26 protein-coding genes, 1 tRNA gene and 1 pseudogene are annotated in these 23,429 nt (G+C 61.5%); 15 read left to right on the top strand and 13 right to left on the bottom strand.

Translation table 11 applies throughout. From position 1 onward, the window contains the following. The first annotated feature begins 7 nt into the window (after positions 1 to 7). Positions 8 to 307: a 50S ribosomal protein L28 gene (gene rpmB, locus MF410_RS21150; RefSeq protein ID WP_003589938.1), complete on the top strand. Its 300-nt coding sequence runs from the start codon at positions 8 to 10 to the stop codon at positions 305 to 307. Positions 308 to 419: 112 nt separating this feature from the next. Continuing rightward, complete coding sequence (locus MF410_RS21145; protein WP_012559138.1) at positions 420 to 1,055, top strand: VUT family protein; 636 nt, start codon at positions 420 to 422, stop codon at positions 1,053 to 1,055. 6 nt (positions 1,056 to 1,061) lie between these two features. Here MF410_RS21145 and MF410_RS21140 read toward each other — a convergent pair whose 3' ends face one another. The 5 genes from MF410_RS21140 to MF410_RS21120 form a co-directional block, all read right to left on the bottom strand. After that, positions 1,062 to 1,628: an AAA family ATPase gene (locus tag MF410_RS21140; RefSeq protein ID WP_097629637.1), complete on the bottom strand. Its 567-nt coding sequence runs from the start codon at positions 1,626 to 1,628 to the stop codon at positions 1,062 to 1,064. Between the two features lie 57 nt (positions 1,629 to 1,685). Next, on the bottom strand, positions 1,686 to 2,708 hold the full coding sequence (locus tag MF410_RS21135) for an esterase-like activity of phytase family protein (protein WP_097629636.1): 1,023 nt from the start codon (positions 2,706 to 2,708) through the stop codon (positions 1,686 to 1,688). A gap of 24 nt (positions 2,709 to 2,732) precedes the next feature. Next, positions 2,733 to 4,634, bottom strand: coding sequence for a cobaltochelatase subunit CobT (gene cobT, locus MF410_RS21130; RefSeq protein ID WP_097629635.1), 1,902 nt, complete (start codon positions 4,632 to 4,634; stop codon positions 2,733 to 2,735). 12 nt (positions 4,635 to 4,646) lie between these two features. Then, complete coding sequence (cobS, locus tag MF410_RS21125; protein ID WP_003589933.1) at positions 4,647 to 5,639, bottom strand: cobaltochelatase subunit CobS; 993 nt, start codon at positions 5,637 to 5,639, stop codon at positions 4,647 to 4,649. 309 nt (positions 5,640 to 5,948) lie between these two features. Then, entirely contained in the window at positions 5,949 to 6,566 is a 618-nt protein-coding gene (locus tag MF410_RS21120; RefSeq protein WP_097629634.1) for a J domain-containing protein, read from the bottom strand. A 102-nt stretch (positions 6,567 to 6,668) separates the two neighbouring features. Here MF410_RS21120 and MF410_RS21115 point away from each other — a divergent pair, with 102 nt between their 5' ends. Continuing rightward, positions 6,669 to 6,950: a BolA family transcriptional regulator gene (locus MF410_RS21115; protein WP_097629633.1), complete on the top strand. Its 282-nt coding sequence runs from the start codon at positions 6,669 to 6,671 to the stop codon at positions 6,948 to 6,950. Between the two features lie 42 nt (positions 6,951 to 6,992). On the opposite strand, the pseudogene MF410_RS21110 reads toward MF410_RS21115, so the two are convergent. From MF410_RS21110 to MF410_RS21100, 3 genes and pseudogenes are all read right to left on the bottom strand, one after another. Continuing rightward, positions 6,993 to 8,304, bottom strand: a pseudogene (locus tag MF410_RS21110) (HlyC/CorC family transporter). Then, on the bottom strand, positions 8,304 to 9,434 hold the full coding sequence (gene aroB / locus MF410_RS21105) for a 3-dehydroquinate synthase (RefSeq protein WP_097629631.1): 1,131 nt from the start codon (positions 9,432 to 9,434) through the stop codon (positions 8,304 to 8,306). The pseudogene MF410_RS21110 and the gene aroB overlap by 1 nt, the downstream one beginning before the upstream one ends. Beyond that, positions 9,431 to 10,021, bottom strand: coding sequence for a shikimate kinase (locus MF410_RS21100; RefSeq protein WP_097629630.1), 591 nt, complete (start codon positions 10,019 to 10,021; stop codon positions 9,431 to 9,433). Before MF410_RS21100 ends, aroB begins: the two co-directional genes overlap by 4 nt. Before the next feature lie 148 nt (positions 10,022 to 10,169). Here MF410_RS21100 and MF410_RS21095 point away from each other — a divergent pair, with 148 nt between their 5' ends. From MF410_RS21095 to MF410_RS21075, 5 genes are all read left to right on the top strand, one after another. After that, positions 10,170 to 10,346 (top strand): hypothetical protein, encoded by a 177-nt coding sequence (locus MF410_RS21095; RefSeq protein WP_003589926.1) that lies wholly within the window; start codon positions 10,170 to 10,172, stop codon positions 10,344 to 10,346. A gap of 7 nt (positions 10,347 to 10,353) precedes the next feature. Beyond that, on the top strand, positions 10,354 to 11,307 hold the full coding sequence (gene xerD / locus MF410_RS21090; protein ID WP_131711803.1) for a site-specific tyrosine recombinase XerD: 954 nt from the start codon (positions 10,354 to 10,356) through the stop codon (positions 11,305 to 11,307). A gap of 62 nt (positions 11,308 to 11,369) precedes the next feature. Next, positions 11,370 to 12,323 carry an acetyl-CoA carboxylase carboxyltransferase subunit alpha gene (locus MF410_RS21085; RefSeq protein WP_097629628.1) on the top strand — a complete coding sequence of 318 codons (954 nt, stop codon included), beginning with the start codon at positions 11,370 to 11,372 and terminating at the stop codon, positions 12,321 to 12,323. Positions 12,324 to 12,655: 332 nt separating this feature from the next. Then, positions 12,656 to 13,888 carry a murein L,D-transpeptidase family protein gene (locus tag MF410_RS21080; RefSeq protein WP_097629626.1) on the top strand — a complete coding sequence of 411 codons (1,233 nt, stop codon included), beginning with the start codon at positions 12,656 to 12,658 and terminating at the stop codon, positions 13,886 to 13,888. Positions 13,889 to 13,893: 5 nt separating this feature from the next. Continuing rightward, entirely contained in the window at positions 13,894 to 14,118 is a 225-nt protein-coding gene (locus MF410_RS21075; RefSeq protein WP_012559148.1) for a sulfurtransferase TusA family protein, read from the top strand. On the opposite strand, the gene MF410_RS21070 is transcribed toward MF410_RS21075, so the two are convergent. Further along, positions 14,115 to 15,284, bottom strand: coding sequence for a GTP-binding protein (locus MF410_RS21070; RefSeq protein WP_097629625.1), 1,170 nt, complete (start codon positions 15,282 to 15,284; stop codon positions 14,115 to 14,117). The genes MF410_RS21075 and MF410_RS21070 overlap by 4 nt on opposite strands. A gap of 24 nt (positions 15,285 to 15,308) precedes the next feature. Continuing rightward, complete coding sequence (locus tag MF410_RS21065) at positions 15,309 to 16,442, bottom strand: D-alanyl-D-alanine carboxypeptidase family protein (protein ID WP_097629624.1); 1,134 nt, start codon at positions 16,440 to 16,442, stop codon at positions 15,309 to 15,311. A 187-nt stretch (positions 16,443 to 16,629) separates the two neighbouring features. On the opposite strand from MF410_RS21065, the gene MF410_RS21060 reads away from it, so the two are divergent. Together MF410_RS21060 and MF410_RS21055 are read left to right on the top strand one after the other, a co-directional pair. Continuing rightward, positions 16,630 to 17,793, top strand: a complete 1,164-nt coding sequence (locus tag MF410_RS21060) for a M20 aminoacylase family protein (RefSeq protein ID WP_097629623.1) — start codon at positions 16,630 to 16,632, stop codon at positions 17,791 to 17,793. A 53-nt stretch (positions 17,794 to 17,846) separates the two neighbouring features. Beyond that, positions 17,847 to 17,923 (top strand) — tRNA-Arg (locus tag MF410_RS21055). A 250-nt stretch (positions 17,924 to 18,173) separates the two neighbouring features. On the opposite strand, the gene MF410_RS21050 is transcribed toward MF410_RS21055, so the two are convergent. Next, on the bottom strand, positions 18,174 to 19,469 hold the full coding sequence (locus MF410_RS21050) for a hypothetical protein (RefSeq protein ID WP_345774726.1): 1,296 nt from the start codon (positions 19,467 to 19,469) through the stop codon (positions 18,174 to 18,176). 592 nt (positions 19,470 to 20,061) lie between these two features. Here MF410_RS21050 and MF410_RS21045 point away from each other — a divergent pair. The 3 genes from MF410_RS21045 to MF410_RS21035 all read left to right on the top strand — a co-directional run bounded on the left by MF410_RS21045 (position 20,062) and on the right by MF410_RS21035 (position 21,778). Then, the gene (locus MF410_RS21045) at positions 20,062 to 20,508 is read left to right on the top strand and encodes a hypothetical protein (RefSeq protein ID WP_097629621.1); all 447 of its coding nucleotides are present in this window, start codon (positions 20,062 to 20,064) and stop codon (positions 20,506 to 20,508) included. A gap of 44 nt (positions 20,509 to 20,552) precedes the next feature. Further along, positions 20,553 to 21,308: an NYN domain-containing protein gene (locus tag MF410_RS21040; RefSeq protein WP_239620021.1), complete on the top strand. Its 756-nt coding sequence runs from the start codon at positions 20,553 to 20,555 to the stop codon at positions 21,306 to 21,308. 152 nt (positions 21,309 to 21,460) lie between these two features. Beyond that, entirely contained in the window at positions 21,461 to 21,778 is a 318-nt protein-coding gene (locus tag MF410_RS21035) for a BrnA antitoxin family protein (protein ID WP_054182468.1), read from the top strand. Positions 21,779 to 21,844: 66 nt separating this feature from the next. Here the strand turns inward: MF410_RS21035 and MF410_RS21030 are convergent, their stop codons facing one another. Next, entirely contained in the window at positions 21,845 to 22,363 is a 519-nt protein-coding gene (locus tag MF410_RS21030) for a DUF2937 family protein (RefSeq protein ID WP_097629619.1), read from the bottom strand. A 165-nt stretch (positions 22,364 to 22,528) separates the two neighbouring features. Here MF410_RS21030 and MF410_RS21025 point away from each other — a divergent pair, with 165 nt between their 5' ends. Both MF410_RS21025 and MF410_RS21020 read left to right on the top strand, forming a co-directional pair. After that, entirely contained in the window at positions 22,529 to 22,792 is a 264-nt protein-coding gene (locus MF410_RS21025) for a hypothetical protein (protein ID WP_097629618.1), read from the top strand. A gap of 105 nt (positions 22,793 to 22,897) precedes the next feature. Beyond that, the gene (locus MF410_RS21020; protein ID WP_165503973.1) at positions 22,898 to 23,050 is read left to right on the top strand and encodes a hypothetical protein; all 153 of its coding nucleotides are present in this window, start codon (positions 22,898 to 22,900) and stop codon (positions 23,048 to 23,050) included. A 33-nt stretch (positions 23,051 to 23,083) separates the two neighbouring features. On the opposite strand, the gene MF410_RS21015 is transcribed toward MF410_RS21020, so the two are convergent. Continuing rightward, entirely contained in the window at positions 23,084 to 23,374 is a 291-nt protein-coding gene (locus MF410_RS21015; protein ID WP_097629617.1) for a BON domain-containing protein, read from the bottom strand. Between the last annotated feature and the right edge of the window lie 55 nt (positions 23,375 to 23,429).

Below are 23,429 nucleotides of genomic sequence, written 5' to 3'. Positions count from 1 at the left end.
GTGTTCCATGTCCCGCGTGTGCGAATTGACCGGCAAGGCCGTCCTGACTGGTAACAATGTCAGCCATGCCAACAACAAGACCAAGCGCCGGTTCCTGCCGAACCTGTGCCAGGTCACGCTGATTTCCGACGCTCTCAACCAGCGTTACCGTCTTCGCGTTTCGGCCGCTGCCCTTCGTTCGGTCGAGCATCGTGGCGGCCTCGATGCCTTCCTGCTGAAGGCCAGCGAAACCGAGCTGTCGATGCGCGCACGCCTGCTGCGCCGCCAGATCGTCAAGAAGACCGCCGAAGCGGCTGTTGCTGCCTAAGCTTCCGCCTTCTTTCATACGGCTTCGAAAGGCTTGCACGGATGACCTCCGCTCAAGCCTTTTGTTTTGCTGGTCCATCTCTCCAACTGGTGGCATCACCCAGGATAAAAAAATGCTGAAGACCCGCTATACCATCGCCTATGTCGCGCTGATGACGCTCGTCGTCGTCGCCTCCAACTTCCTCGTCCAGTTTCCGCTGAACGCCGAAGTCGCCGGCATCAACCTTGCCGATATCCTGACCTGGGGCGCCTTTTCCTATCCGGTCGCCTTCCTGATCACCGATCTGACCAACCGCCAGTTCGGCCCGCAAGCAGCCCGCAAGGTCGTCTTTGCCGGCTTCGTCGTCGGCGTGACGCTGTCCTTCTTCACCTCGGCGCCGCGTATCGCCATTGCCTCCGGTTCGGCCTATCTCGCCGGCCAGCTGCTCGATATCGCCGTCTTCAACCGCCTCCGCCGCCAAGCCTGGTGGCGCGCGCCGCTCGTCGGCTCGCTGATCGGTTCGGCACTCGATACGGTGATGTTCTTCTCGCTGTCCTTCGCCGCGTTTTTCGTCTTCCTCGGCCCGAACGAGCCCTTCGCGCTTGAGGCAGCTCCCGTCCTCGGCGTCTTCGCCACCGAAGCGCCGCGCTGGATCTCCTGGGCGATCGGCGATTTCGCCGTCAAGATGATCGTCGGCCTCGTCATGCTCCTGCCCTATGGCGCGCTGATGAACGTGCTGCGGCCGATGCAGGCTGCCCGCGCCAGCTGATTCAACTCACGAACGCCGCCGGACCGCTCCGGCGGCGATGGCCGGATGCAGAAGAACCTGCGCAGCCAGGTTGTCGACCTCATGCGATGAATCGAGCCGCAGCACCGGCGCCGTCTGCGTTTCCAGCCATTGCTCATGCGCGCAAAGACTGCGGCGTTCGGGCCCGGCCGTGTCGTAACTTGCCGCCCATTCGAGGAATTGCCCGCTTTTTACCTCCATGTCGCCGCCCGGCCCGATTCTGTCTCCGTACCGGGCGACCTCCCGGGCGCGAATCCGCGCCATCCGAAGCTCCGGCGCGATCCTGAGGAAGACGATCAGATCGTAGAGCGGCTCGAGCGGCACGCCCCATTTCAGCGCCGATCCGGAAAGCACCCAGCCACCCGGCCGGCCCGTCTCCTCGAGCAGCAGCCGGATGCGCTGGTCGGCATCCCTCGGCGTCGTGAACGGCGGATCGGTCGGCAGCCAGAAGAAATCGTCGGTGTCGAGATGGGCGATATCGAGCCTCTCGGCGAGCACAAGGCCGAGCGATGTCGTGCCGGAACCGGACGCGCCCATGACGTGAATATGCACCATGATTTCCTCCGCAAGCCAGCTCCGATGCCGCGGGCGGAATAGCCGAGACCTGTGACATCAGTTTGACGCTTTGTGTTCGGCCGGTTCGGAAAGCCGGAACTCCAGCATCAGATTGCGCTGCAGGATCGAATGATTGTCGTCCGACACCAGGATGATATGGGTCGTGCCGTCGGCGGCCTGGAAGGCGTCGAGCCCTTCCATATTGTCGATCTGCGAGTTGAAATTGCCTTCGAGCAAAAGTTCGCCGTCGACGACGGCTCCGGGCTTGATATCGGCGCCCTTGACGCGTCGAAGGCGCATGCCTATGCCTTCGGCCATGTTGAAGCGGCGCTCCAGCAGCAGCAGGTCGCCGTTCGGCAGAAAGGCGCCATCGGTGACGTCGAAGCTGCCGTCGCGCGCGACCGCAAACCGCCCCTTCAGCGGCCCACTCAGAATGGCCGCCAGCCGGTTGCCGTCGCTGTCGAGACCACGTTCGGAGACGATGACCACGCCGCCCTTGAGCGGGCTCGATGCCGGCGCTACCGTGATGGTCTCGATACCGCGGTTGTCGCTCAGCATCTTGCGCGGAATGAGAATCGGCAAAGTGGCGATTGCGCCGGATTGGGCAAAACCCGGATCGGGATAGACATCGACGCGGTGATCCTGCTCGAAGGAGACCAGGACCCTGCCGCCATCAAACGCCAGGCCCTCGGCATCCATATGCCCCTTGCCCTCGAAGCTGCGCCCGGCGCTGTTTTTCATCGCGGTGATCTCGACATTGGAAAGGCCGGAAAGCCTGCCCTTGATGTCGCGCTCGATGCTGCCGGTCAGCCATTGGCCGGTATCGAGGACCACGACGAAATGTTTCTGGTCCGGCCGGAAGCGGATGGAGGAGAGCGAGCCGAACAGCGCTTTGCTGGACACCATCTCCAGCCCGCCGAGAAATTCCAGCGGACCGAAGCGCGTCTCCGAAGAGCCGATCCTGAAATCGGAGATTTGCCGGCTAATGACCGGCACGTCACCCGCCCATGCGGGGTAAGCGCCTGCGGCGGCGATGCTGAGGACGATCGCCGCCAGGCGGCCGAGGCGCCTGGCGGTCATTCCGGGCGATTCCTTCCAGCGGCGTCAGCCGGCACGACGGAGCCGGCCGCCACGCGGCTGGGTGGATTGGTCTTCGAACAGCGAGGCGAGCTGTTCGGTCATCGCGCCGGCAAGTTCGTCGGCATCGACGATCGTCACGGCGCGGCGATAGTAGCGCGTCACGTCGTGACCGATGCCGATGGCCAGCAATTCTACCGGCGAGCGTGTCTCGATCTGTTCGATGACGGCGCGCAGGTGCCGCTCGAGATAATTGCCCGGATTGACCGACAGCGTCGAATCGTCGACCGGCGCCCCGTCCGAGATCATCATCAGGATGCGGCGCTGTTCGCGGCGTGCGAGCAGGCGGTTATGCGCCCAGATCAGCGCTTCACCGTCGATATTTTCCTTGAGCAGGCCCTCGCGCATCATCAGCCCGAGATTGGCGCGTGCCCGCCGCCACGGCGCATCGGCCGATTTGTAGATGATGTGGCGCAGGTCGTTGAGACGGCCCGGCGTCTGGGGTTTGCCGCCGGCAAGCCAGCTTTCCCGCGCCTGCCCGCCCTTCCAGGCCTTGGTGGTGAAGCCGAGGATCTCGACCTTGACGCCGCAGCGCTCCAGCGTGCGGGCGAGAATATCGGCGCAGGTGGCGGCAACCGTGATCGGCCGGCCGCGCATCGAGCCGGAATTGTCGATCAGCAGGGTGACGACCGTGTCACGGAACTGCGTGTCGCGCTCCATCTTGAAGGACAGCGCCTGCATCGGATCGATGATGATGCGCTGCAGCCGGGCCGGATCGAGATAACCCTCTTCCAGGTCGAAATCCCAGGAGCGGTTCTGCTGCGCCATCAGGCGGCGCTGCAGCCGGTTGGCGAGACGGCCGACCGCGCCCTGCAGATGCGCCAGCTGCTTGTCGAGGAAGGCGCGCAGGCGCTCGAGTTCGGCGGCATCGCAGAGTTCCTCGGCGGTGATGATCTCGTCGAACTCTTCGGTAAAGACGTGATAATCGACCTTCTCGTTGAAATCGGCAAAGGGGGTGTTCGGACGGCGGGTCTCGCCCGGCGTTTCCGAATCGTCCTCGCCCTCTTCCATCATGTCGTCGTCGGAGATTTCGGCGCCTTCGGTCTCACCGTCTTCAATCTGCTCGTCGGCGACTTCGCTGTCTTCGACCGGGGCGGCATCGGTGCCGGCATCCTCGTCGACCTCGTCCTGATCCTGCTCGTCGCCGCTCGGCTGGTCTTCCTGATCCGACTGGTCGTCATTGTCGGCGTCTTTGTCATCGTCGCCGTATTCCTCGGCCATTTCCATGGCCGACAGCATGTTGCGGATGACCTTGGCGAAGGCCTGCTGGTCATTGATCGCGCCCGACAGATTGTCGAGTTCGGCCCCCGCCTTTTCCTCGATGAAGCCGCGCCAGAGGTCGAGCACCTTGCCGGCGGAGGCCGGCGGACGCTGGCCGGTCAGCTTCTCGCGCACCATCATCGCAACGGCTTCGCCGACCGGTGCGTCTTCCTGACGCTCGATGCCGGTGAAGTTCGCCTTGGAATATTTCTCTTCGGTCATGGAGCGCAGGTTGGTCGCCATGCCCTCCATACGCAGCGCGCCGATCGATTCGACGCGCGCCTGCTCGACGACATCGAAGATCGCCCGGGCATCCGAGCCCTGCGGCGCCATCGTCGCGTGCATCTTCTCGTCATGGCAGGCAAGGCGGAGCGCCATGGAATCGCCGAGCCCGCGGGTGACCGCCAGCTCATGCGCCGTCGGCCGCTTGGAAAGCTCCGGCAGCCGGATGCGCTCGCCGGTCATGCCAGGACGTTCGTTGGCGAAGGTCACCTCGACATCGCCGTCGCCGGCGACCGAGCGCACGCAGCCGGATATCGCCCGGCGCAATGGCTCGACGTCGACGGGAGCGCCGGGCTTTGCTTTCGAATTGTCACCGCGAGCTGCCATGATCGGTCGGTCTCAGGCTCCGAGAACGATATTGGCGGCACTTTCCTTCAGCTCGACGCCGAAGGCCCGCTGATAGTGCTCGGCGACCAGAGGCCGCTCCAGCTCGTCGCACTTGTTGAGGAAGGTGACGCGGAAGGCGAAGGCGAGATCCCCGAAGATCTCGGCATTCTCGGCCCAGGTGATGACGGTACGTGGGCTCATGACGGTGGAGAGATCACCGTTCATGAAGGCAGCGCGCGTCAGATCGGCGACACGAACCATCTTCGAAACGGTGTCGCGGCCTTCCCTGTCCTTGCCGAAGCTCTTCACCTTGGCGGCGACGATATTCACTTCGTGATCATGCGGCAGATAGTTCAGCGTCGTGACGATCGACCAGCGGTCCATCTGCGCCTGGTTGATCTGCTGCGTGCCGTGATAGAGGCCCGTGGTGTCGCCGAGACCGATCGTATTGGCGGTCGCAAACAGGCGGAAGGCCGGGTGCGGCCGGATGACGCGGCTCTGGTCGAGCAATGTCAGGCGGCCGGAAGATTCCAGCACGCGCTGGATAACGAACATCACATCGGGGCGGCCGGCATCATATTCGTCGAAGACCAGCGCCACATTGTGCTGATAGGCCCAAGGCAGGATGCCGTCCTTGAATTCGGTGACCTGCAGCCCATCCTTGACGACGATGGCATCCTTGCCGACGAGATCGATACGGCTGACATGGCTGTCGAGGTTGATGCGCACGCAGGGCCAGTTGAGCCGCGCCGCGACCTGCTCGATATGCGAGGACTTGCCGGTGCCGTGATAGCCGGAGATCATCACGCGGCGGTTATGGGCGAAGCCTGCAAGAATGGCGAGCGTCGTGTCGCGGTCGAAGAGGTAATCGGTGTCGAGGTCCGGCACATAGGCGTCGCCCTTGCTGTAGGCGGGAACGCGGATGTCGGAATCGATGCCGAAGGCCTCGCGGACCGAAACGGTGGTATCGGGCAGTTCAGATATATCGAGGTCGATCTTGCTCATCATGTCTCCAAGGCGGGTGATGCCACCCGGCCATACTGTCTCAGGCCATGTCGCAACCGTGACGCCGCGATTTTATTCCGCGCCCGTCCAGGTCGGAACGTCGGCGATGCTTCTCCGGGACTGAAACGAAACCTCGGCGGGATAATGACCGCGTGCGAGCATTCTTGAAAGAGTCCCGGACAAGAAACGCCGCGTCCGGAAGGTCGGCGGAGGCGATGTCGGGAAAACGCACAAATATGAGCCGCGTTTGCCTGCGGCCTCAGCCGATTTGGACCATACCCGATTGAAGCCCAAGAGCAAGGACGGGAACTAACAAAAACCGTTCTGCTTCAACAATTGATAGGCCTGGATGACGGCGCGGAAACGCTCCTCCGAGCCGCGGTCGCCGCCATTGGCGTCAGGATGGTGCTTCTTGACCAGCTCCTTGTAGCGGCTCTTGATCTCCGCCGAGGTCGCATTGCCATCGAGACCCATCGTATCGAAGGCCTTGGTTTCCAGCGATTTCAGCTTGCGCGCCTGGGGAAACCGCGGCCCGCTGCCCTTGCCGCCTTCCTTGACGAAGCCGAAGGGATCGCGAACGCGGCTATAGGCGCCGGAGCGGACCTCCGAATGCAGCGGACTGTCCTTCGCCGACTTGTTGACGCCGACGGTCCAGGTCGGCCGGTGGCCGGTGATCGCTTCTTTCTGGTAGCGGGCGATCTCGCCGTCCGACAGACCGGAGAAATAATTGTAGCCCTTGTTGTAGTCCTTGACGTGCTCGAAGCAGAACAAAAAGAACTGGCCTTCCGCATTGCGTCCGACAGGAGCGCGATGCGAGCCTTTTTTGTCGCAGCCATCCCATTGACAGGTAGGCGGCGCCTGCTCTGTCTCCTGCTCGCGTTTGCGGCGTGTTCGGATGCGATCGAAATATTTGGAATCAAGTCTCATGGTGGTGCTAATTATGAGGCTGTCGCGAGGCGACAACAAGAATTGACAAACGGGTTTGTTGCTGGCTTGGTGGGAACCTTTTTCGCGAAGCAAGACCGGACGATGACCCTGCGAACCCGCATCGAAGAAAAACTAGTCGAAGCCTTCGCGCCGGAGCGCCTGAGCGTCGTCGACGAAAGCCATCTGCATGCCGGCCATCAGCCCGACATCACCGGCACCGGCGAAACCCATATGCGGGTGAGGATCGTCTCTGCCAAATTCGCCGGCATGTCGCGACTGGCGCGTCACCGGGCGATCACCGACCTCTTGAAACCGGAACTCGATGCCGGCCTGCATGCGCTGGCCGTCGAACCGGCAGCACCGAATGAGCCGACCCGCTGGTAACAAAGCCTATATGGAGACTGATCGCCGATAGTCCAAGCCGGGTCAGACCGGTTTTGCGCCGTCTTCCCCGGCGGGGCGGATGCGCAGCTTGGTGATGCGGTTCTTCTCACGCTTCATGACGATGAAACGCTTGCCGTAAAAGGTGAAGGCCTGGCGCTCTTCCGGAATGGTCATCGATTCATGGATGACCAGGCCGGCAATCGTCGTCGCCTCCTCGTCGGGCAGGTTCCAGTCGAGCGCGCGGTTCAAGTCGCGGATCGGCACGCCGCCGTCGACGACGACCGAACCGTCGGCCTCCTGGCGCACACCCTGGATCTCGATATCGTGCTCGTCGGAAATGTCACCGACGATTTCCTCGAGAATATCCTCGAGCGTGACGATGCCCTGCACCTCGCCATATTCGTCGACGACGACGGCGAAATGCTGCTTGCGGCGCAGGAAGGCGTTGAGCTTGGTCTTCGAGGTTGGTGCTGTCGGGCACGAACCATGGCTTCTGCGCGATCTTCACGATATCGAGGTTCTGCGGTTCCATGTTCGGTTCGGCCAGCGCCCGCAGCAGATCCTTGGCATGAACGACGCCGATGATGTTGTCGATCGTGCCCCGCCACAAAGGCATGCGCGTATAGGGACTTTCGAGAATGGCGCGCACCACCGCCTCAGGCGGATCGTCGGCGTTGATCGCCCGCATTGCCGTGCGGTGGACCATGATGTCGGAGAGTTCGAGCTCGCCGAGATCGAGCACGCCGCCCAGCCGGTCGCGGTCGGCCTTCACCACCGATCCCTCGCGGTGCAGGAGGTCGACGGCACCGCGCAGCTCCTCATGCGCCGTCAGCATCGATACCTCCCGCGAGAGGTTGATGCCGAACAGCGCCAGGATCCGCCGGACGATCGCATTGACGAAGGAAGAGATCGGACCGACGACGAGAACGAAGAGCCTAGCCGGTACGGCGATGGCAAGCGCGAAACGGTCGGGTGTCGAAATCGCCCAGCTCTTCGGCAGCACTTCGGCGAAGATGACCAGGATGACGGTCATGGCGAGCGTCGCCAGCGCCACGCCGGAACTGCCGAACAGCCCGAGGAACAGGCTGGTAGCAATCGAGGAGGAGAGGATATTGGCGAGATTGTTGCCGATCAACAGCGCGCCGATCAGCCGGTCGCGCCGCTCGATCAGCTGCCGGACGATGCCGGCGCGTTCGTCGCCGTTGACTTCAAGCGTATGGATACGGCTGCGCGAAACCGCGGTCAGCGCGGTTTCCGAGCCGGAAAAGAAGGCGGACATCAGCACGAGCGCCGTGATCGAAAGGATCTCCGGCCAATATGTCGCAAGAAATGCCAGAGCGCCTTCGACGGTCATTAGGGGTGTTTTTCCCTGAGAAAGCTGATCACCTCGGAGGCGGGAACGTCGTCGGCAACGAAGGATTGGCCGATGCCGCGCGTCAGGATGAAGGTGAGCCTGCCGCTCTTGACCTTCTTGTCCTGGGCGATTGCATCCATCAGCGTTTCAGGCGGCGGCAGCGCGCCCGGAATGTCGGACATCCGGGTCGGAAGGCCGACCTCTTGCAGATGCCGCTCGACGCGACGCGCATCGTCGGGGCTTGCAAGGTTCATCCGCGCGGAGAATTCATGCGCCAGCACCATGCCGATCGAGACGCCCTCGCCATGCACGAGACGGGAGCTGTCATAGGCGGTCGCCGCCTCCAGCGCATGGCCGAACGTATGGCCGAGATTGAGCAGCGCCCGCTGGCCGTTCTCGCGCTCGTCGGCAACGACGACATCGGCCTTCGCCTGGCAGCTGCCGGCAATCGCCTCGATGCGGGCGGAGCCGCCTGCAAAAACCGCCTTCCAGTTGGCTTCCAGCCAGGCGAAGAAATCCGGCTTGTCGATCAGCCCGTATTTGGCAACCTCGGCGTAACCGGCGCGGAATTCGCGCTCGCTCAGCGTATTCAGTACATCGGTATCGGCCAGAACCAGATCCGGCTGATGGAAGACGCCGATCAGGTTCTTGCCGTGGCGGGAATTGATGCCGGTCTTGCCGCCGACGGAGGAATCGACCTGCGCCAGAAGCGAGGTCGGCAGCTGCACGAAGCGCACGCCGCGCCGCACGATGCCGGCCGCAAATCCCGAGAGATCGCCGATGACGCCGCCACCGAGCGCGATGACGCAATCGTTACGCTCGACGCGGGCTTCGAGCACCTTGTCGCAGGCGGTCATCAGATGCTCGAAGCTTTTGGTCTTCTCGCCGGCCGGCAGGACGACCGCAGCCGAGGCGATGCCCGCTTCATCGAGACTGGCGACGAGCGCCTTGAGATAGAGCGGCGCGACATTTTCGTCGGTGACGACAGCCGCCTTGCGGCCCTTGAGGCGAGAGGCGATCTCGGCGCCGGCCCGCGCGATCAGCCCCGGCCCGATCAGGATGTCGTAGGCGCGCTCGCCGAGCGGCACGTGCACCGTCTGGATGGCGGAGGCGGAGGGTATCGCATTCATGACGCTGCATTTTCCTTTTGAGCTTCGATCATCGCCTTCAGCACCTCGTCGGCCATGATTTCCTTGCGCACGTCGCGCGAGAGCACGGTGAGGTCGGCCTGCGCATAGATCGGGTAGCGCGCATTCATCAGGCCTTCGAGCGTCTGCTTGGGGTTTTCGGTCTTGAGCAGGGGACGGTTGTCGCGTTTATTGACCCGCTCCCAGAGCACGTCGAGATCGGCCTTCAGCCAGACGGAGACGCCACCTTTCATGATATGCCTGCGCGTCCGCTCGTTGATGAAGGCGCCGCCGCCGGTGGAGACGACCCGCGGCCCGCCCTTTAACAGCCGCTTCATCACCCGCGTTTCCAGCGCCCGGAATTCATCCTCGCCATAGGCTGCGAAAAGTTCGGGGATCGTCATGCGCGACACGCGCTCTATTTCGTGGTCGCTGTCGATGAAGGGAATGCCGAGCTGGCTGGCGACGATGCGGCCGACGGCGGATTTCCCCGCACCCATCAGCCCGACGAGGATCAGATTGCGTGAACCGAGCGCGGCGCGAGCTCTGCCTTTCAAGCTGTCAGCAACGGTCAGCAGTGGTTCACTCATCGGTCCATTCACACTTTGTTTGCAAACCGTATCGACAAATGCAGCTGGAGCGTCAAGTCGCGGACAAGGGAATCATGGCTTGAATAGCGCTTCTTGCACTTGCAGATACGCTTCTTATAACAGAAGCAGAGCATGAAGGAGTTGCCGGATGCCGACCCTGTTCCGTTTTCTGTTCGTCTGCGCGATCCTCGCCGGGACGGTCTACGGAGCGATGTGGGCGCTTGTGACCTTTGTCGAGCCCGAGCCGCGCGACGTGACCATCCGTATTCCGTCCGAGCGGGTCAATCCGCCAGCGACGGGCACGATCAACACGACCAGGAAGTGACCGGCATATGGTGGATCTGAGCCGCGTCCATGTGGAATCCTTCCTGGAGATGATGAGCGCCGAGCGCGGTGCTGCCGTCAACACGCTGCAATCCTATGAGCGCGACCTCGACGACGTCCACGCCTTCTTGAACGGCCGCAGCGTGCGGCTGACCGAAGCCGCTTCCGCCGATCTGGCCGCCTATCTCGCCTCGCTCGCCCGAAAGGGCTTCAAAGCCTCTTCCCAGGCGCGCCGGCTTGCCGCCATGCGGCAGTTCTACAAGTTCCTTTATGCCGAGGGGCTGAGGACCGACGACCCCACCGGCATTCTCGACGCGCCGAAGAAAGGCCGTCCGCTGCCGAAGACGATGGGTGTCGAGGAGGTCGGCAAGCTGCTTTCCCAAGCTGAGGCCGAGGCAGGCGATGCAGCGCCTGGCCAGTTGCAGCGCCTGCGCATGCTGGCGCTGCTGGAGCTGCTCTATGCCACCGGCATGCGCGTCAGTGAACTGGTTTCGCTTCCTGCCCGCGTGCTCGATCAGGAAGGGCGTTTCCTGATGATCCGCGGCAAGGGCAACAAGGAACGGCTGGTGCCGCTGTCGCAATCGGCGATATCGGCGCTGAAATCCTACGGCCGCCTGCTGGCGGTGGAAAATGCCGCGGCCAAGGATCCGCAGGAAAGCCCCTGGCTGTTTCCCGCCGCCTCGAGGGAGGGCTATCTGCCCCGCCAGGTTTTCGCCCGCGACCTGAAAAACCTGGCGATCCGCGCCGGCCTGACACCGTCGATGATCTCGCCACATGTGATGCGACACGCCTTTGCCAGCCACCTGCTTGCCAACGGCGCCGACCTGCGCGTCGTGCAGGAACTCCTCGGCCATTCGGACATTTCGACCACACAGATTTACACGCATGTCCTCGAAGAGAGGCTGCAGCAGCTCGTCCAGACGCATCACCCCCTTGCCAAACAGGCGAAAAAGCACGAATAGGACCGGCGACAAGGGGCGGAGCCAGGAAAACGCCCCGGGCACAAGGAACGGAAACGCACCTCATGCACAATTATCTCGACTTCGAAAAGCCGATCTCCGACCTCGAAGGCAAGATCATCGAGCTGAAGAAGCTCGCAACGGAAGACGAGAGCATCGACACCACCGATGAAATCGGCAGGCTGGAGGTTCGCGTCCGCGAGGCGATCGTCGAAATCTATTCCAAGCTCAATCCCTGGCAGAAGACCCAGGTCGCCCGCCATCCACAGCGCCCGCATTTCGTCGACTACGCCAAGACGCTGTTCCAGGAATTCACGCCGCTCGCCGGGGACCGCAAATTTTCCGAGGATGCCGCGATCCAGGCGGGTCTTGCCCGCTTCCGCGGCCAGCCGGTCGCCGTCGTCGGCCAGGAAAAGGGCAACGACACCAAGACCCGCCTGAAGCATAATTTCGGCAGCCCGCGGCCGGAAGGCTACCGCAAGGCGATCCGCATCCTCGAAATGGCCGATCGTTTCGGCCTGCCGGTGATTTCGCTGGTGGATACGGCAGGCGCCTATCCCGGTGTCGGCGCCGAAGAGCGCGGCCAGGCCGAGGCGATCGCCCGCTCGACGGAAATGTGTCTCGGCGTCAAGGTTCCGCTCGTTTCCGTCGTCATCGGCGAAGGCGGCTCGGGCGGCGCCATCGCGATTGCCACCGGCAACAAGGTCTATATGCTAGAGCATTCGATCTACAGCGTCATCTCGCCGGAAGGCGCCGCCTCCATCCTCTGGCGCGATTCCACCCGCGCTCGGGAAGCGGCGACCAATATGAAGATTACCGCCGAAGACCTGAAATCGCTCGGCGTCATCGACGGCATCATTTCCGAGCCGCTCGGCGGCGCGCATCGCGATCCCGACAGCGTCATCGCCGCAACCGGCGACATGATCGCCAATGCGCTCGGCGAAATGGCGTCCCGTTCCGGCGAACAGCTACGCAACGAGCGCCGCCAGAAATTCCTCAATATCGGCCGCAATCTCTAAAGCCTGTCGCGCAAAAGTGTGCAGCGGTTTTGCGGCAACGACATGCGCAAAAACAAAGAGCTGAAGCGCGGGAAGCGAATCTGAAAGATCGCGACGCGCTTTCGGAAATCGCTGAGACTTTTCGGCATCATGTCCGAGACAAGTTTTGCTTTCACCGATTGGGGCCAAATCTTGGCCACATTGATATTATCTGTAGCAATCGCGCTTGCGGGGATGTTCAGGGCACGTCATAGGCTGGTAAGGATTTGTAAAGTATAAGCCGCCTATGATTCCGTCTGATGCCCGAACTCCATAGGCGGACCGGGTCGCATTATCTTTATGGGCTAGTTTGGATGCGCATACGTTATTTTGCCTATGTTTCCCTCATGGCGCTGGCTCTGACCGGCTGCAATGACGCGTTGGAAACCGCGCAGGTCGATCTCTCCAAGGTCAAGAACAAGGTCGAGCAACCGCTTCCGCCACATATCCTTGCCGCCATGTCGGCCAAGGGCATGGACCGCAATTCGCCGATCATGATTCGCATCTTCAAGGAAGAAGGTGCCATGGAGATCTGGAAGGCGAAGACCGACAACCGTTTCGACAAGATCGCCGACTACAAGATCTGCGCCTGGTCGGGCCGTCTCGGCCCGAAGGTAAAGACCGGCGACCGGCAGGCGCCGGAAGGTTTTTACGATCTGACGCGCGCCAACCTGAACCCCAACTCGAAATATTATCTGGCGATCAACACCGGCTTCCCGAACCGCTACGACGCGGCGAACGGCCGCACCGGCTCCGATCTGATGATCCATGGCGCCTGCTCGTCCTCCGGCTGCTATTCGATGACCGACCAGCAGGTGCTGGAAATTTACGCCTTTGCCCGCGACGCCTTCAAGGGCGGCCAAGCGACCGTGCAACTGCAGGCCTTCCCCTTCCGCATGACGGCGGAAAACATGGTCAAGCATCGCCTCGACCCAAGCTACGACTTCTGGAAGATGCTGAAGGTCGGCTACGACAATTTCGAAGTGACGAAGCGCCCGCCCGAGGTGGCCGTCTGCGAGAAGAAATATGTCTTCAACCAGCAGGCAACCGATGGCGGCGCCTTCAATGCCTCAGGCAAATGCCCTGCCATGTCGACGCCGCCGGCCTTGACGGCCGCCCTTGCCTCCTACGGCAAGACCTATGATGCCGATTATGCCAAGGCGATGAGCAAATTCGACGGCATGGCCTGGTACGACCCCTCCGAAGCCGAGCGCAAGGCCGTGGTCGCCAAGACGCGCAAGGGCCGCGAACTCGCTTATGCCCCCACCGGCACCTCGCTGGAGGCCGGCCGCATGGTCAAGGTCGCCGAACTCGAAGACATGATGGCCAAGCGCACCGCCCAGGGCCTCGCCGCCAAATCCGCGCCGGGCGCCACGCCTGTTGCCCCTGCCCAGCCGCAGGCGCAGCCAATGGCCGTCGCCGCCGCCACCCCTGCGGTCGTGCCGGTGCCGACGCAGAACCCGCTGGCCTTTACGGCGCCCGAACCGCAGGAAACCGCGGAAGCTGCGGCAAAGAAGCCGTTCTGGAAATTCTGGGCGCGGAACTGAACGGCTTGAACCCCGTTCTCTACGATCTCCGCGGCCTGAAATGCCCCTTCCCCGTGATCAAGACACGCAAGAAGCTTGCCGCCATGGCAAGCGGCACGCTCATCCGCGTCGACACCACCGATCCACTGGCGGTGATTGACATGCCGCATTTCTGCAATGAGGACGGCCACGAGCTGGTCGAGACCGAAAAGACCGAAACCGGCCACCGCTTCCTGATTAAAAAGGGTTAAATCCTCATACCTGGAATGGCCAGCGGATTGTCGGATAGCGCCGCGCGATCCGGCATGTCGATGCGCGGCTTGCCGAGGAAGGCGTCGAACAGATCCTTGACGAAGGCTTCCGGCAGATCCTTGGTGATCAGAACCATGCGCGTACGCCGGTCGCCGGGATCCGGCCAGGCGGCAAGCCGCACCGGCGGATGGAAGATACTCTGCACGCCATGCAGCACCAGCGGCCGATCCGGCCGGTCGGAGACGGAAACGATCGCCTTCATTCTGAGCAGCTTCTCGCCATGGGCCGAGCGCAGCAGATCGATGAACATGTCGAGCGCCATCGGATCGATCGGCTTTTCCTCGATGATCGAGAAAGAGCGGATCGAGGCATCGTGACGGTTGACGTCGTGCGGGTCCTGGTGCGCGTGATCGCCATCATGATCATGATGGTGGTGGCCGTGGTGATCCTCGCCATGGTTGTGCGCGTGGCCGTGGTCGTGATGCGCCTCGTGCGCATCCTCGTCCTGCAGCCAGCGGCCGACATCGGCGATCTTCGTCGCCGGATCGTAGAGCCCGTTGACGAGCACTGCGGCGCTGCCGGCCTCAGTGCTGTCGGCATCCATCATCGCGGCGCGCGGATTGAGCGCGCGCAGGCGCTGTTCCAGCTTGTCCGTTGCCTCAGCCATCGCCTTCTTCGAGACGATCAGCCGGTCGGCGACCGCCGCCTGCTTGCGGGCTTCCTCGTGATTGTCGAGCGTCTGCAGCCCGTTCACTGCATCCACCACGGTCACGACGCCGTCGAGTTCGAAATTTTGGGCGATGACCGGATTGCCCATGATCGCCTGCATGACCGGAGCGGGATCGGCAAGGCCCGTCGTCTCGATGATGACACGCTTCACCGGCTTGACCCGGCCCGTCTGCACGGCATCCATCAAGTTTGCCAGCGTGTCGACCAACTCGCCGCGCACGGTGCAGCAGAGGCAGCCGTCTGACAGTTCGATGATCGAATCGCCGGAGCTTTCGACCAGGAGATGATCGATCCCGACATCGCCGAATTCATTGATGATGACGGCCGCATCCTTCATCGCGGGATCTTTGAGGATGCGGTTGAGCAGCGTCGATTTGCCGGCACCGAGAAAGCCGGTCAGGATGGTGACCGGAATCCTGTCGTTGAGCGCGCTCATGTCGTTTGACCCTAGAAGCTGATCTTAGAAAGATGTCGGGCGCGGCATCGGCACCGGCACGTTGGCGATGCCTCCCGCCGTATCGCCGGTCGCCACCTTTTCCGGCTGCTGAGCCGGCTGCGGATCCTGACCGGGAATGAGGCCGGCAAAGACGAAGCGCGGATCGTGGTCCATTTCCAGGATATAGGGCGACTGCACCCGCATGCGACCGACTTCGTCGCGCGTTTCGCTGCGTATCTTGGCGCCCTTGGCGCTGCAGATGTCGGCGGAGATATCGGTTACCTGGTCCTGTCCCTGCCCGTAGGGCCGCAGCGAACCGAGCGTTTCATTGCCGGGGAACTGGGTGGTGAAACCCTTTTGCAAGAGGTTCGCCGTCGCATCGGCGCGCGCCGCAAGGCTGTCGGTGCCGAGCACGACCGAGACGATGGTGCGGCCGTTGCGGGTCGCCGAACCGATCTGGTTGAAGCCCGAGGCGCAGATGAAGCCGGTCTTCATGCCGTCGGCGCCGGCGAAGCGGCCGATCAGCATGTTGAGGCTCGGCACGTTCTGCTGGCCGTTGGTGAAACCCTCAAGCGCGAAATAGCTAGCATATTGCGGAAAATCGCGGCGCAGCGCCACGGTCAGCACCGCAAGATCGCGCGCCGTCGTATATTGCCCCTTGCCCGGCAGGCCGTTCGGATTGACGAAATGCGAATCCGTCATGCCGAGCTTCAGCGCCTCGCCGTTCATCCGCGTCACGAAGCCTTCCTGCGTGCCGCCGATGGCTTCGGCGACCGCAACGGCGATGTCGTTGGCCGATTTCACCATCAGGATCTTCAGCGCGCTGTCGAGCGTCAGCTTCTGGCCCGGCTTGAAATACATCTTGGCGGCCGGTTGCGCGGCGGCGCGCTTGCTCATGACGACAGGCGTATCGAGGCTGATCTGCCCGGCCCGGATCGCATCGAACACGGTATAGACGGTCATCAGCTTGGTGAGCGAGGCCGGATACCATTTGCGGAAAGCTTCTTCATGCTCGAGCACGCGGCCGGTCTGCACATCGACGAGAATATGCGGATTGGCCGCAGCGAGCGGAACGGAGGCAAGAAAACCAGCCGTCGCGGCGACCGCGAAACTCAGCGGCCGCAAGGCGGCAAACAAACGGAAGTGGCTCGTCGACACGCTTTGTCCTTCGGATATCAGGAAAATCTCGAAACCTTCCCCTATTTAGCCTATATGGCTATGACATGGCAAAGGTCATTGACTAAGTAATTTCCACAGGCTCACGCCTCAGCCGCCTCACGCCCCCCGCCTCACGTCCTTGTGATGCGATGAACGATTGCCGGGATTTCATAACAGGAACGCCAACATGCCGATTTTGAACAGAGCCGCCGAATTGCAGGACGAGGTCGCCGAATGGCGCCGTCATATTCACGCCCGGCCCGAGCTGCTCTTCGCGGTTGAGAATACGGCCGCCTTCGTCGCTGAAAAGCTCAAGGAATTCGGCGTCGACGAGATCGTCACCGGCATCGGCCGCACCGGCGTCGTCGGCCTGATCAAGGGCAAGGGCGAAGGCCGCCGCACCGTCGGCCTGCGCGCCGACATGGACGCCCTGCCGCTGACCGAAATATCAGGCAAGCCCTGGGCCTCGAAGACGCCGGGCAAGATGCATGCTTGCGGCCATGACGGCCACACGGCCATGCTGCTCGGCGCGGCGAAATACCTGGCCGAAACCCGCAACTTCAACGGCAATATCGCCGTCATCTTCCAGCCCGCCGAAGAGGGCGGCGGCGGCGGCAACCTGATGGTCAAGGACGGCATGATGGAGCGCTTCGGCATCGAAGAGGTCTACGGCATGCACAATCTGCCGGGCCTGCCTGTCGGCCAGTTCGCCACCCGCAAGGGCGCGATCATGGCGGCGACCGACGAATTCACCGTCACCATCAAGGGCCGCGGCGGCCACGCCGCCCAGCCGCACCGGACGATCGACCCGATCGCCATCGGCGCCCAGATCGTCGCCAACCTGCAGATGATCGCCTCGCGCACCGCCGATCCGATCAGCTCGGTCGTCGTCTCGGTGACCAAGTTCAATGCCGGTTTCGCCCATAACGTCATCCCGAATGATGCGACTTTCGCCGGCACGGTGCGCACCCTCGATCCCGAAGTGCGCACGCTGGCCGAGACGCGGTTCCGGCAGATCGTCGAGGGCATCTCCGCCGCTCACGGCGCCGAGGCCGAGATCGGCTTCAACCGCAACTACCCCGTCACCATCAACCACCCCGACGAGACCGAGCATGCGGTCGCCACCGCCAGCGCCATTGCCGGCGAGGGCAACGTCAATGCCGAGATCGACCCGATGATGGGCGGCGAGGATTTCTCCTACATGCTGAACGCCCGCCCCGGCGCCTTCATCTTCATCGGCAACGGCGACAGCGCCGGCCTGCACAACCCGGCCTATGACTTCAACGACGAAGCCATCGCCCACGGCATCTCCTACTGGGTCCGCCTCGCCGAACAACGCCTGGGCGTCTGACAAGAATTAAGGCTTGGCTTCGCGCCAAGCCTTTTGTATGCATGGCATCCAGTGGTCCCGTAGCTCAGCAGGATAGAGCACCAGATTCCTAATCTGGGGGTCACGCGTTCGAATCGCGTCGGGATCACCAGTTTTTCAATGACTTAGGTGCCGCATAAAGGCAGCCCTGCGAGGGAAGAAAACGGCTTGGGCTAACGGATCGTGCTCAATGGTGACGATTCGCCCCCGCTGTGGCATTCTCCCGGCATGCCCGCGCCATCCAAGAAATTAAAGCTTCCCCCCTCATTGAGAATCAGTACTTCTCCCGCGCCCATCCGGCGGATGCCGGCCGCACCGCGCGGCCTAAGCGCAGCGCGGCGGTTTTTTATCCTCCCTGCCCCTCAGTCAAAAGCTGGCTCGATTAGCAGGTCCGCGTCAATCTTGAGCGGATCCAAGTACACTGGATGCTCAAGCAAGATGTCGATGATGAATCGCAACATGTCCGCCGCCGTCGCACGCTCAGCAACATATGGTTCCGCCTCGGGCTCGAGGAGGCGTTTTTTCGGTTTCTTGGTTTTCAGTCCGTGGACTATCGCTGACCGCGCTTCATAGATTTTTTTTACGCTCGCAACGACGTCTGACGGTTTTCGCGTCCCACTGAGCTTTGCTAGCGCTCCCGCACGTAAGCGGAGCTTGTAAGAGAGCGCTTGATTCTCCTGGTCGCCGAGGAGCACTTCAAGGCCTATCGTCGCGTCGAGGATCGCGTCTACGGCGTCGTCGCGCGTCATGCAGCTGTTCAGTCGCTTGAGCGCTATAGCAACCCTCTCTTCCCGCCGTCCGTGGATGAGATTGTAGAGCCTCCGAACGTCTTCCAATTCCCGCGCTGTAACCACACTCTGACCGCTGCCCGCCCAGCCATAATTGTCGAAACTGTTTGGATAGCGGCGGTAGGTCGCGCCGAAAACCGGCGGAAGATCTACGAAGTAACCGACAGACCACCGCCTCGGCACCATGCAGACCTGAGCGTAACCCGTAATTGCACCGGTGGCGGCGCGAAGGGCCGCGAAAAAAACGTCGATCTCTTCTAGGACGTTCTGGGATGGGTCGTTGAGTCCATCTCGCACTCCTCGAATGGTTGACGCCGGCATGCTCCAGTCCGTCGAAACGTATGCATGGGTCGCCGCGCTGACGACGCCAGCCACGGCTCCGGAACCGCGACGGTCGATACGGGAACGAGCCAACTGCAGGCCCTTGGGAATGCGGGCGACATAGGCGTTTCTGCTGAGCCGAAAGCGGTCAGCCGCGAAGTGGGTTAGCGCGATAGGCACCATCACCGTCACGGGGTAATCGTCGCGGATTACGCCCATCAAGATAGGGCGAAGCACTTTCCCGCGATTATCAGGATTGAGCGGGCCTGTGCCATAGGCGTGCAGGTACCGCTCGACCGCTGTAGCTACCATCCGATCGACATCATGCCCCGAATACGGCTCGTATAGCTGGAACCGCTCACCCAACTTACTTCCTTTGAGCAGTGAGATGAGCTTTGCGCCTTCGGGGAATTCCCTCTCGGGGTGGCGGTGCGTGAGTGCGCCGAGGAGTGACAACGGCCGAAACACTCCGACGTAATTTCTCGGCGCATTATCCGAATAGAAGCCATGCTCGCGGGAAATAGGGAACCCGCTGTCCATGAGCGACAAAGTTGGATAGTCGTTATGCGGGCTGAAATATTGGCCCGGGTTCCCAATTTCTCTAGGACCGCCGCATGCAGTTCGTCGAAGGCAGCTTCGAAAGCCCGGTATAGCGACCTCGCTCGCTCGACTGCCACCTCGTCAATCACGACTCACCTCGCCTATTCTTCAGGCGGAAGTATTCTTTTCTTGAGACAATTTACAAAGTCGTTTTCCCTCTCCCGCTATCTTTTCCCCGGCCTAAAGCCCTACCCGCGCTGTCTGTGCCCGCAGGCGGCAAAGCGCGGCCTTAAAGCCGACGTCGTGGAGATCGAGGCTGATCGCTGAGCGCGCCGAGGCCGGGAAAATCCTCACCGCCGCAGATCCCCGCTACCTCCTCCGCCATAACGAAGCGATGACCCATTCCGTGATGAGCGGCGCGAGCCGACAACATTTCAAGTCAGACCTTCTCCGGCCGGAGGTGAGGCAGAGATTGCCGCGCTCATCACCAGCGAGAATTCCACACGCCGTAACCTCACACGTGCAGACGAGCAAATCGGACCCATCTCTTGACTGATGCGTGCGCCATGCCATTCTTCGCGCTGGGGATGTGGGAGAATTCATGAGATCGATGACCGTAGCGCTGCTGGCGTTGTCGGTGCCATCCGGCTGCAGTTTCTTCGATTCCAACCTGGTAAGCGCTTGCGAGAAGGTATTGAAGGAGCGGTTGGTATCGCGATCCGGATATCGGCGCGTGGAGATTAGTCAGTTATCCGACAAAGTGATGACGCGAGAGGAGTACGGGGATTATCTTAACAAGACAGAGAATGACGCCAATGCGCGGACATTGTATATGCGGCTCTTCGATGAGCTTAAGCCCACAATTTTCTCTCTGATCATCACGTATGACGCTCCGAATACCTATGGAACGCTCATTCGAGGCATGGCCGCGTGTGATTATTTCGACAACGAGGGAGATGCATCAACCGCGGCTTATTATTCCGTCGAAGTCGATGGAAAGAGCAGTTCAGATTGGTCGCTCGACAGGGTGAAAGAATTGATCAAGTGACGGATCGGCTCCGATTCCTCACCCACATCGTATAGGGGGCAGCTATGGTGACACGATACCTTTTTCTTGATGGGGGATGTCTGCGCGCTCGCCTAAACGACATTTCTCACCGCTACTGCGAAGGACCGCCATTCAAAATAAACTGGTGGAGCCTCTCAGCCGGGTACGAGAAAATCTTCTACTACGACGCGCTCCCGGCCCGAAAGCCGAGCCAGTCTGACGAGGATTTTGAGGTTGAACGCCAGGAGGTTGAACAGCTTCACGCGAAACTCGCCACCTTTGATCGGTTTCGCGTCAACGAAGGCGACACCCGTTATCGGAAGGGGCGCGGTTTAGAGCAAAAGAAGGTCGATGTAATGATCGCTGTGGACATGATGATCCACACGATCCGCCGCAATATGACAGCCGCTAGTCTACTTGCGGGAGACGCTGACTTCACCCCCCTGCTCAACGCACTCTCGAACGAAGGGATGTTTGTCACCCTTATCCATCCGCCGAAAGCCTCCAAAGAACTGCTTGCGGCCGCTGACGCTCGACGCCCGATAACTGTGAAGCAAGTGTACGATTGGTTAGACGCATCATTTCAGGCGCGCTTCGGATCATTTCCAATCCCATCGTATGCTGATGCTTCGCATGATGGAAACTGTCAGCACATCTGGTCCGATGATTTATTGGGTATCGAGGTATGGTGCCATCTAATCGATAACACCATTTGGGCATCTTGGCCGGCACCGGAGCGCAGCGATAGACTGAATCTGAAGGGGCGGCAATTGGAAGAACACTCGGCTCATCGCGTGTGATGATTACGGGGTCGAGTTACCGGCCGAGTTACAATCAGAATTTAAGCACCTCTAGGTGCGGCGGTCGCCTTCAGCCACGCGCCGGCAGATACACCCGAACAATGCTCGGAGCAAGAAAGTGTCGCCCGCAAGGACGAAAGGAGCATGATCCGATGATTATCAAAGCCCGGAAAACGACGCAGTTCCAGCCTGGCCGCGGCTACTCCAAGGAAGATTGGGATGCCGTCTCCGACAATCCCCCTCTGTCCAAGGAAGAGATGGCAAGCGCCAAGCCCTTCAAGGAGGCATTTCCTGAGGTTGCCGAGAAGATGGAAAGGGCCATTGCGGCCCGCGGTCGACCCAAGCTGGACAATCCGAAGCAACCCCTGAACATTCGTCTCGATGCCGATATCATCCAGTTTTACAAGGCCACTGGCAAAGGCTGGCAGTCAAGGATGAACGATGCGTTGCGCAAGGCGGCTGGCTTATAGCGCCCTTCGAAGATCCGCTGCAAAAACCGGCGGCCGTCGGCTTCCAAAGCTTGGCTAGCCTCATCATCACATTGCTGTGCCGTCGGCTCGCCGTGTCCTCACCGCGCGTCGCGCCCCCAATCCCAACAGCGCCGCCGCAACCCACCCACCGACAAAACCAATCGCACCCCAGACAAGACCTGCGAAGCTGACCGGCACACCCGGCACAAAATCCCGCCAGGTGTTGGCGAATACGACATCGTCCGGCTCGCGGAGCAGCACGAAGGGCTTGGCCACGGGTGCCGCGGTGCCGAGTTTCACTTGCTGCGCCAGCAGCGTTTCGTAGCGCGAGATCGTGCCTTGCATCGAGACGCCGCGGTCGCGGAGGAAATCGTCGGGGGATTGCGCATAGGTGTTCAGCGCCTGCTGGCGATCGAGGTGGTGGTCGGCGGCCTGTCTGTTGAAATCCTCGACGATGACGCGCAATTCGTCGATCGCGCCGCCGATCCGCTGGCGGTATTGCTGGGCAAATTCAGGCGCCTGTGAAAACACCGTGCCGCCGGCAAGCCCGGCGACGATGGCGATGATCCTTGCAATCGGTCCCATTCTCTCGATGCCTCCGGCGATCTCCAGCAGTAACGATCCGTGGCCGCAAAGGTTGCCGATGACACAATCGGTAACGCTATGTGATTGAACCGACAGCGCTTCCGGCGAGTTGCTCCCCTGACCAATGAGTTGCTCCTATGAGCAACTGAGAAAGAGAGGCTTGTCATGAAACAGATTATCCTTGCCTGCACACTCGCTGCCGCATCCATCTTTTCCGCAATGCCATCTAAGGCGGCCAGTGTGACGATCACCACGGGTGATGAGCGCCCCTACTACCGTGATTCGGAACGTCCCTATTACCGCCATCACAGCCCCTATTACCGCCACGACATGCGTCGGCGTTACGTTTCCAGCGACTGCTTTACCAAGACGGAAAAAATCCGCCGCCACGGCCATACGGTCATCAAGGAAACCAGGGTCTGCCGATAGGCGATCCACGCACGAAGCCCGGCTGATCCGCCGGGCTTTTCATCCGATTTCGTCACGCGGAACTTCGCCATATCGGCCGCGTTATTCGCGAAAGGAGTAAGCGTCATGCGTATCAAGATGACTCTTCTGGCAATCGCTTATGTCGCCGTCAGCGCCGTGCTGCTTGCCATCGCCTATCAGCCGCACGGGCCGGTGGCCCTGCAGAAGACGGATCGCATGGCCGGTTCGTCCTTCCTCGTCGAGCGCTTCGCCGGTTGATCGGCTGAGCGCTGAGTGAGAGACGACGACGCATCAATGCCGCTCATTGATCGGAGGCCCGCCGAGCAGGATCCGGTTCTGCACCGCATGCACGCCTTCGACGGCCCTGGCAACCGCGGTCGCCCGTTCGATCTCGCCGACGGTGCCGACCGTACCGGTCAGCACGATGTGCTCGTTTTCCATCGTCACTTCGACATCTGATGCATCGATGCCGCCGGCAATCGCCAGCGCGTTGGCGACGGCGGCTTCGACCGATGCGCGATTGGCAATTTCCGCTTCCATCTCGGGCTCGAGCCCGTGGAATGTCTGCTCCTTGAAAACCATGATCCGTTTCTCCTCAATATCCGAGCGTCAAACCTGCGGAGGAAACGCCCGTCGG

The organism is Rhizobium sp. C104, from assembly GCF_022354505.1.
In the GTDB taxonomy this organism is placed as follows: Bacteria; Pseudomonadota; Alphaproteobacteria; order Rhizobiales; family Rhizobiaceae; genus Rhizobium; species Rhizobium redzepovicii.
The sequence above is the reverse complement of the archived record's forward strand: the minus strand, read 5'-3'. Positions and strand labels throughout refer to the sequence as shown.

Excerpts from the sequence above, each read along its gene's own strand:
- rpmB (WP_003589938.1), top strand. The coding sequence starts at position 8 with ATGTCCCGCGTGTGCGAATTGACCGGCAAGGCCGTCCTGACTGGTAAC.
- MF410_RS21145 (WP_012559138.1), top strand. The coding sequence starts at position 420 with ATGCTGAAGACCCGCTATACCATCGCCTATGTCGCGCTGATGACGCTC.
- MF410_RS21140 (WP_097629637.1), bottom strand. The coding sequence starts at position 1,628 with ATGGTGCATATTCACGTCATGGGCGCGTCCGGTTCCGGCACGACATCG.
- MF410_RS21135 (WP_097629636.1), bottom strand. The coding sequence starts at position 2,708 with ATGACCGCCAGGCGCCTCGGCCGCCTGGCGGCGATCGTCCTCAGCATC.
- cobT (WP_097629635.1), bottom strand. The coding sequence starts at position 4,634 with ATGGCAGCTCGCGGTGACAATTCGAAAGCAAAGCCCGGCGCTCCCGTC.
- cobS (WP_003589933.1), bottom strand. The coding sequence starts at position 5,639 with ATGAGCAAGATCGACCTCGATATATCTGAACTGCCCGATACCACCGTT.
- MF410_RS21120 (WP_097629634.1), bottom strand. The coding sequence starts at position 6,566 with ATGAGACTTGATTCCAAATATTTCGATCGCATCCGAACACGCCGCAAA.
- MF410_RS21115 (WP_097629633.1), top strand. The coding sequence starts at position 6,669 with ATGACCCTGCGAACCCGCATCGAAGAAAAACTAGTCGAAGCCTTCGCG.
- aroB (WP_097629631.1), bottom strand. The coding sequence starts at position 9,434 with ATGAATGCGATACCCTCCGCCTCCGCCATCCAGACGGTGCACGTGCCG.
- MF410_RS21100 (WP_097629630.1), bottom strand. The coding sequence starts at position 10,021 with ATGAGTGAACCACTGCTGACCGTTGCTGACAGCTTGAAAGGCAGAGCT.
- MF410_RS21095 (WP_003589926.1), top strand. The coding sequence starts at position 10,170 with ATGCCGACCCTGTTCCGTTTTCTGTTCGTCTGCGCGATCCTCGCCGGG.
- xerD (WP_131711803.1), top strand. The coding sequence starts at position 10,354 with ATGGTGGATCTGAGCCGCGTCCATGTGGAATCCTTCCTGGAGATGATG.
- MF410_RS21085 (WP_097629628.1), top strand. The coding sequence starts at position 11,370 with ATGCACAATTATCTCGACTTCGAAAAGCCGATCTCCGACCTCGAAGGC.
- MF410_RS21080 (WP_097629626.1), top strand. The coding sequence starts at position 12,656 with ATGCGCATACGTTATTTTGCCTATGTTTCCCTCATGGCGCTGGCTCTG.
- MF410_RS21070 (WP_097629625.1), bottom strand. The coding sequence starts at position 15,284 with ATGAGCGCGCTCAACGACAGGATTCCGGTCACCATCCTGACCGGCTTT.
- MF410_RS21060 (WP_097629623.1), top strand. The coding sequence starts at position 16,630 with ATGCCGATTTTGAACAGAGCCGCCGAATTGCAGGACGAGGTCGCCGAA.
- MF410_RS21045 (WP_097629621.1), top strand. The coding sequence starts at position 20,062 with ATGAGATCGATGACCGTAGCGCTGCTGGCGTTGTCGGTGCCATCCGGC.
- MF410_RS21040 (WP_239620021.1), top strand. The coding sequence starts at position 20,553 with ATGGTGACACGATACCTTTTTCTTGATGGGGGATGTCTGCGCGCTCGC.
- MF410_RS21035 (WP_054182468.1), top strand. The coding sequence starts at position 21,461 with ATGATTATCAAAGCCCGGAAAACGACGCAGTTCCAGCCTGGCCGCGGC.
- MF410_RS21030 (WP_097629619.1), bottom strand. The coding sequence starts at position 22,363 with ATGGGACCGATTGCAAGGATCATCGCCATCGTCGCCGGGCTTGCCGGC.
- MF410_RS21025 (WP_097629618.1), top strand. The coding sequence starts at position 22,529 with ATGAAACAGATTATCCTTGCCTGCACACTCGCTGCCGCATCCATCTTT.
- MF410_RS21020 (WP_165503973.1), top strand. The coding sequence starts at position 22,898 with ATGCGTATCAAGATGACTCTTCTGGCAATCGCTTATGTCGCCGTCAGC.
- MF410_RS21015 (WP_097629617.1), bottom strand. The coding sequence starts at position 23,374 with ATGGTTTTCAAGGAGCAGACATTCCACGGGCTCGAGCCCGAGATGGAA.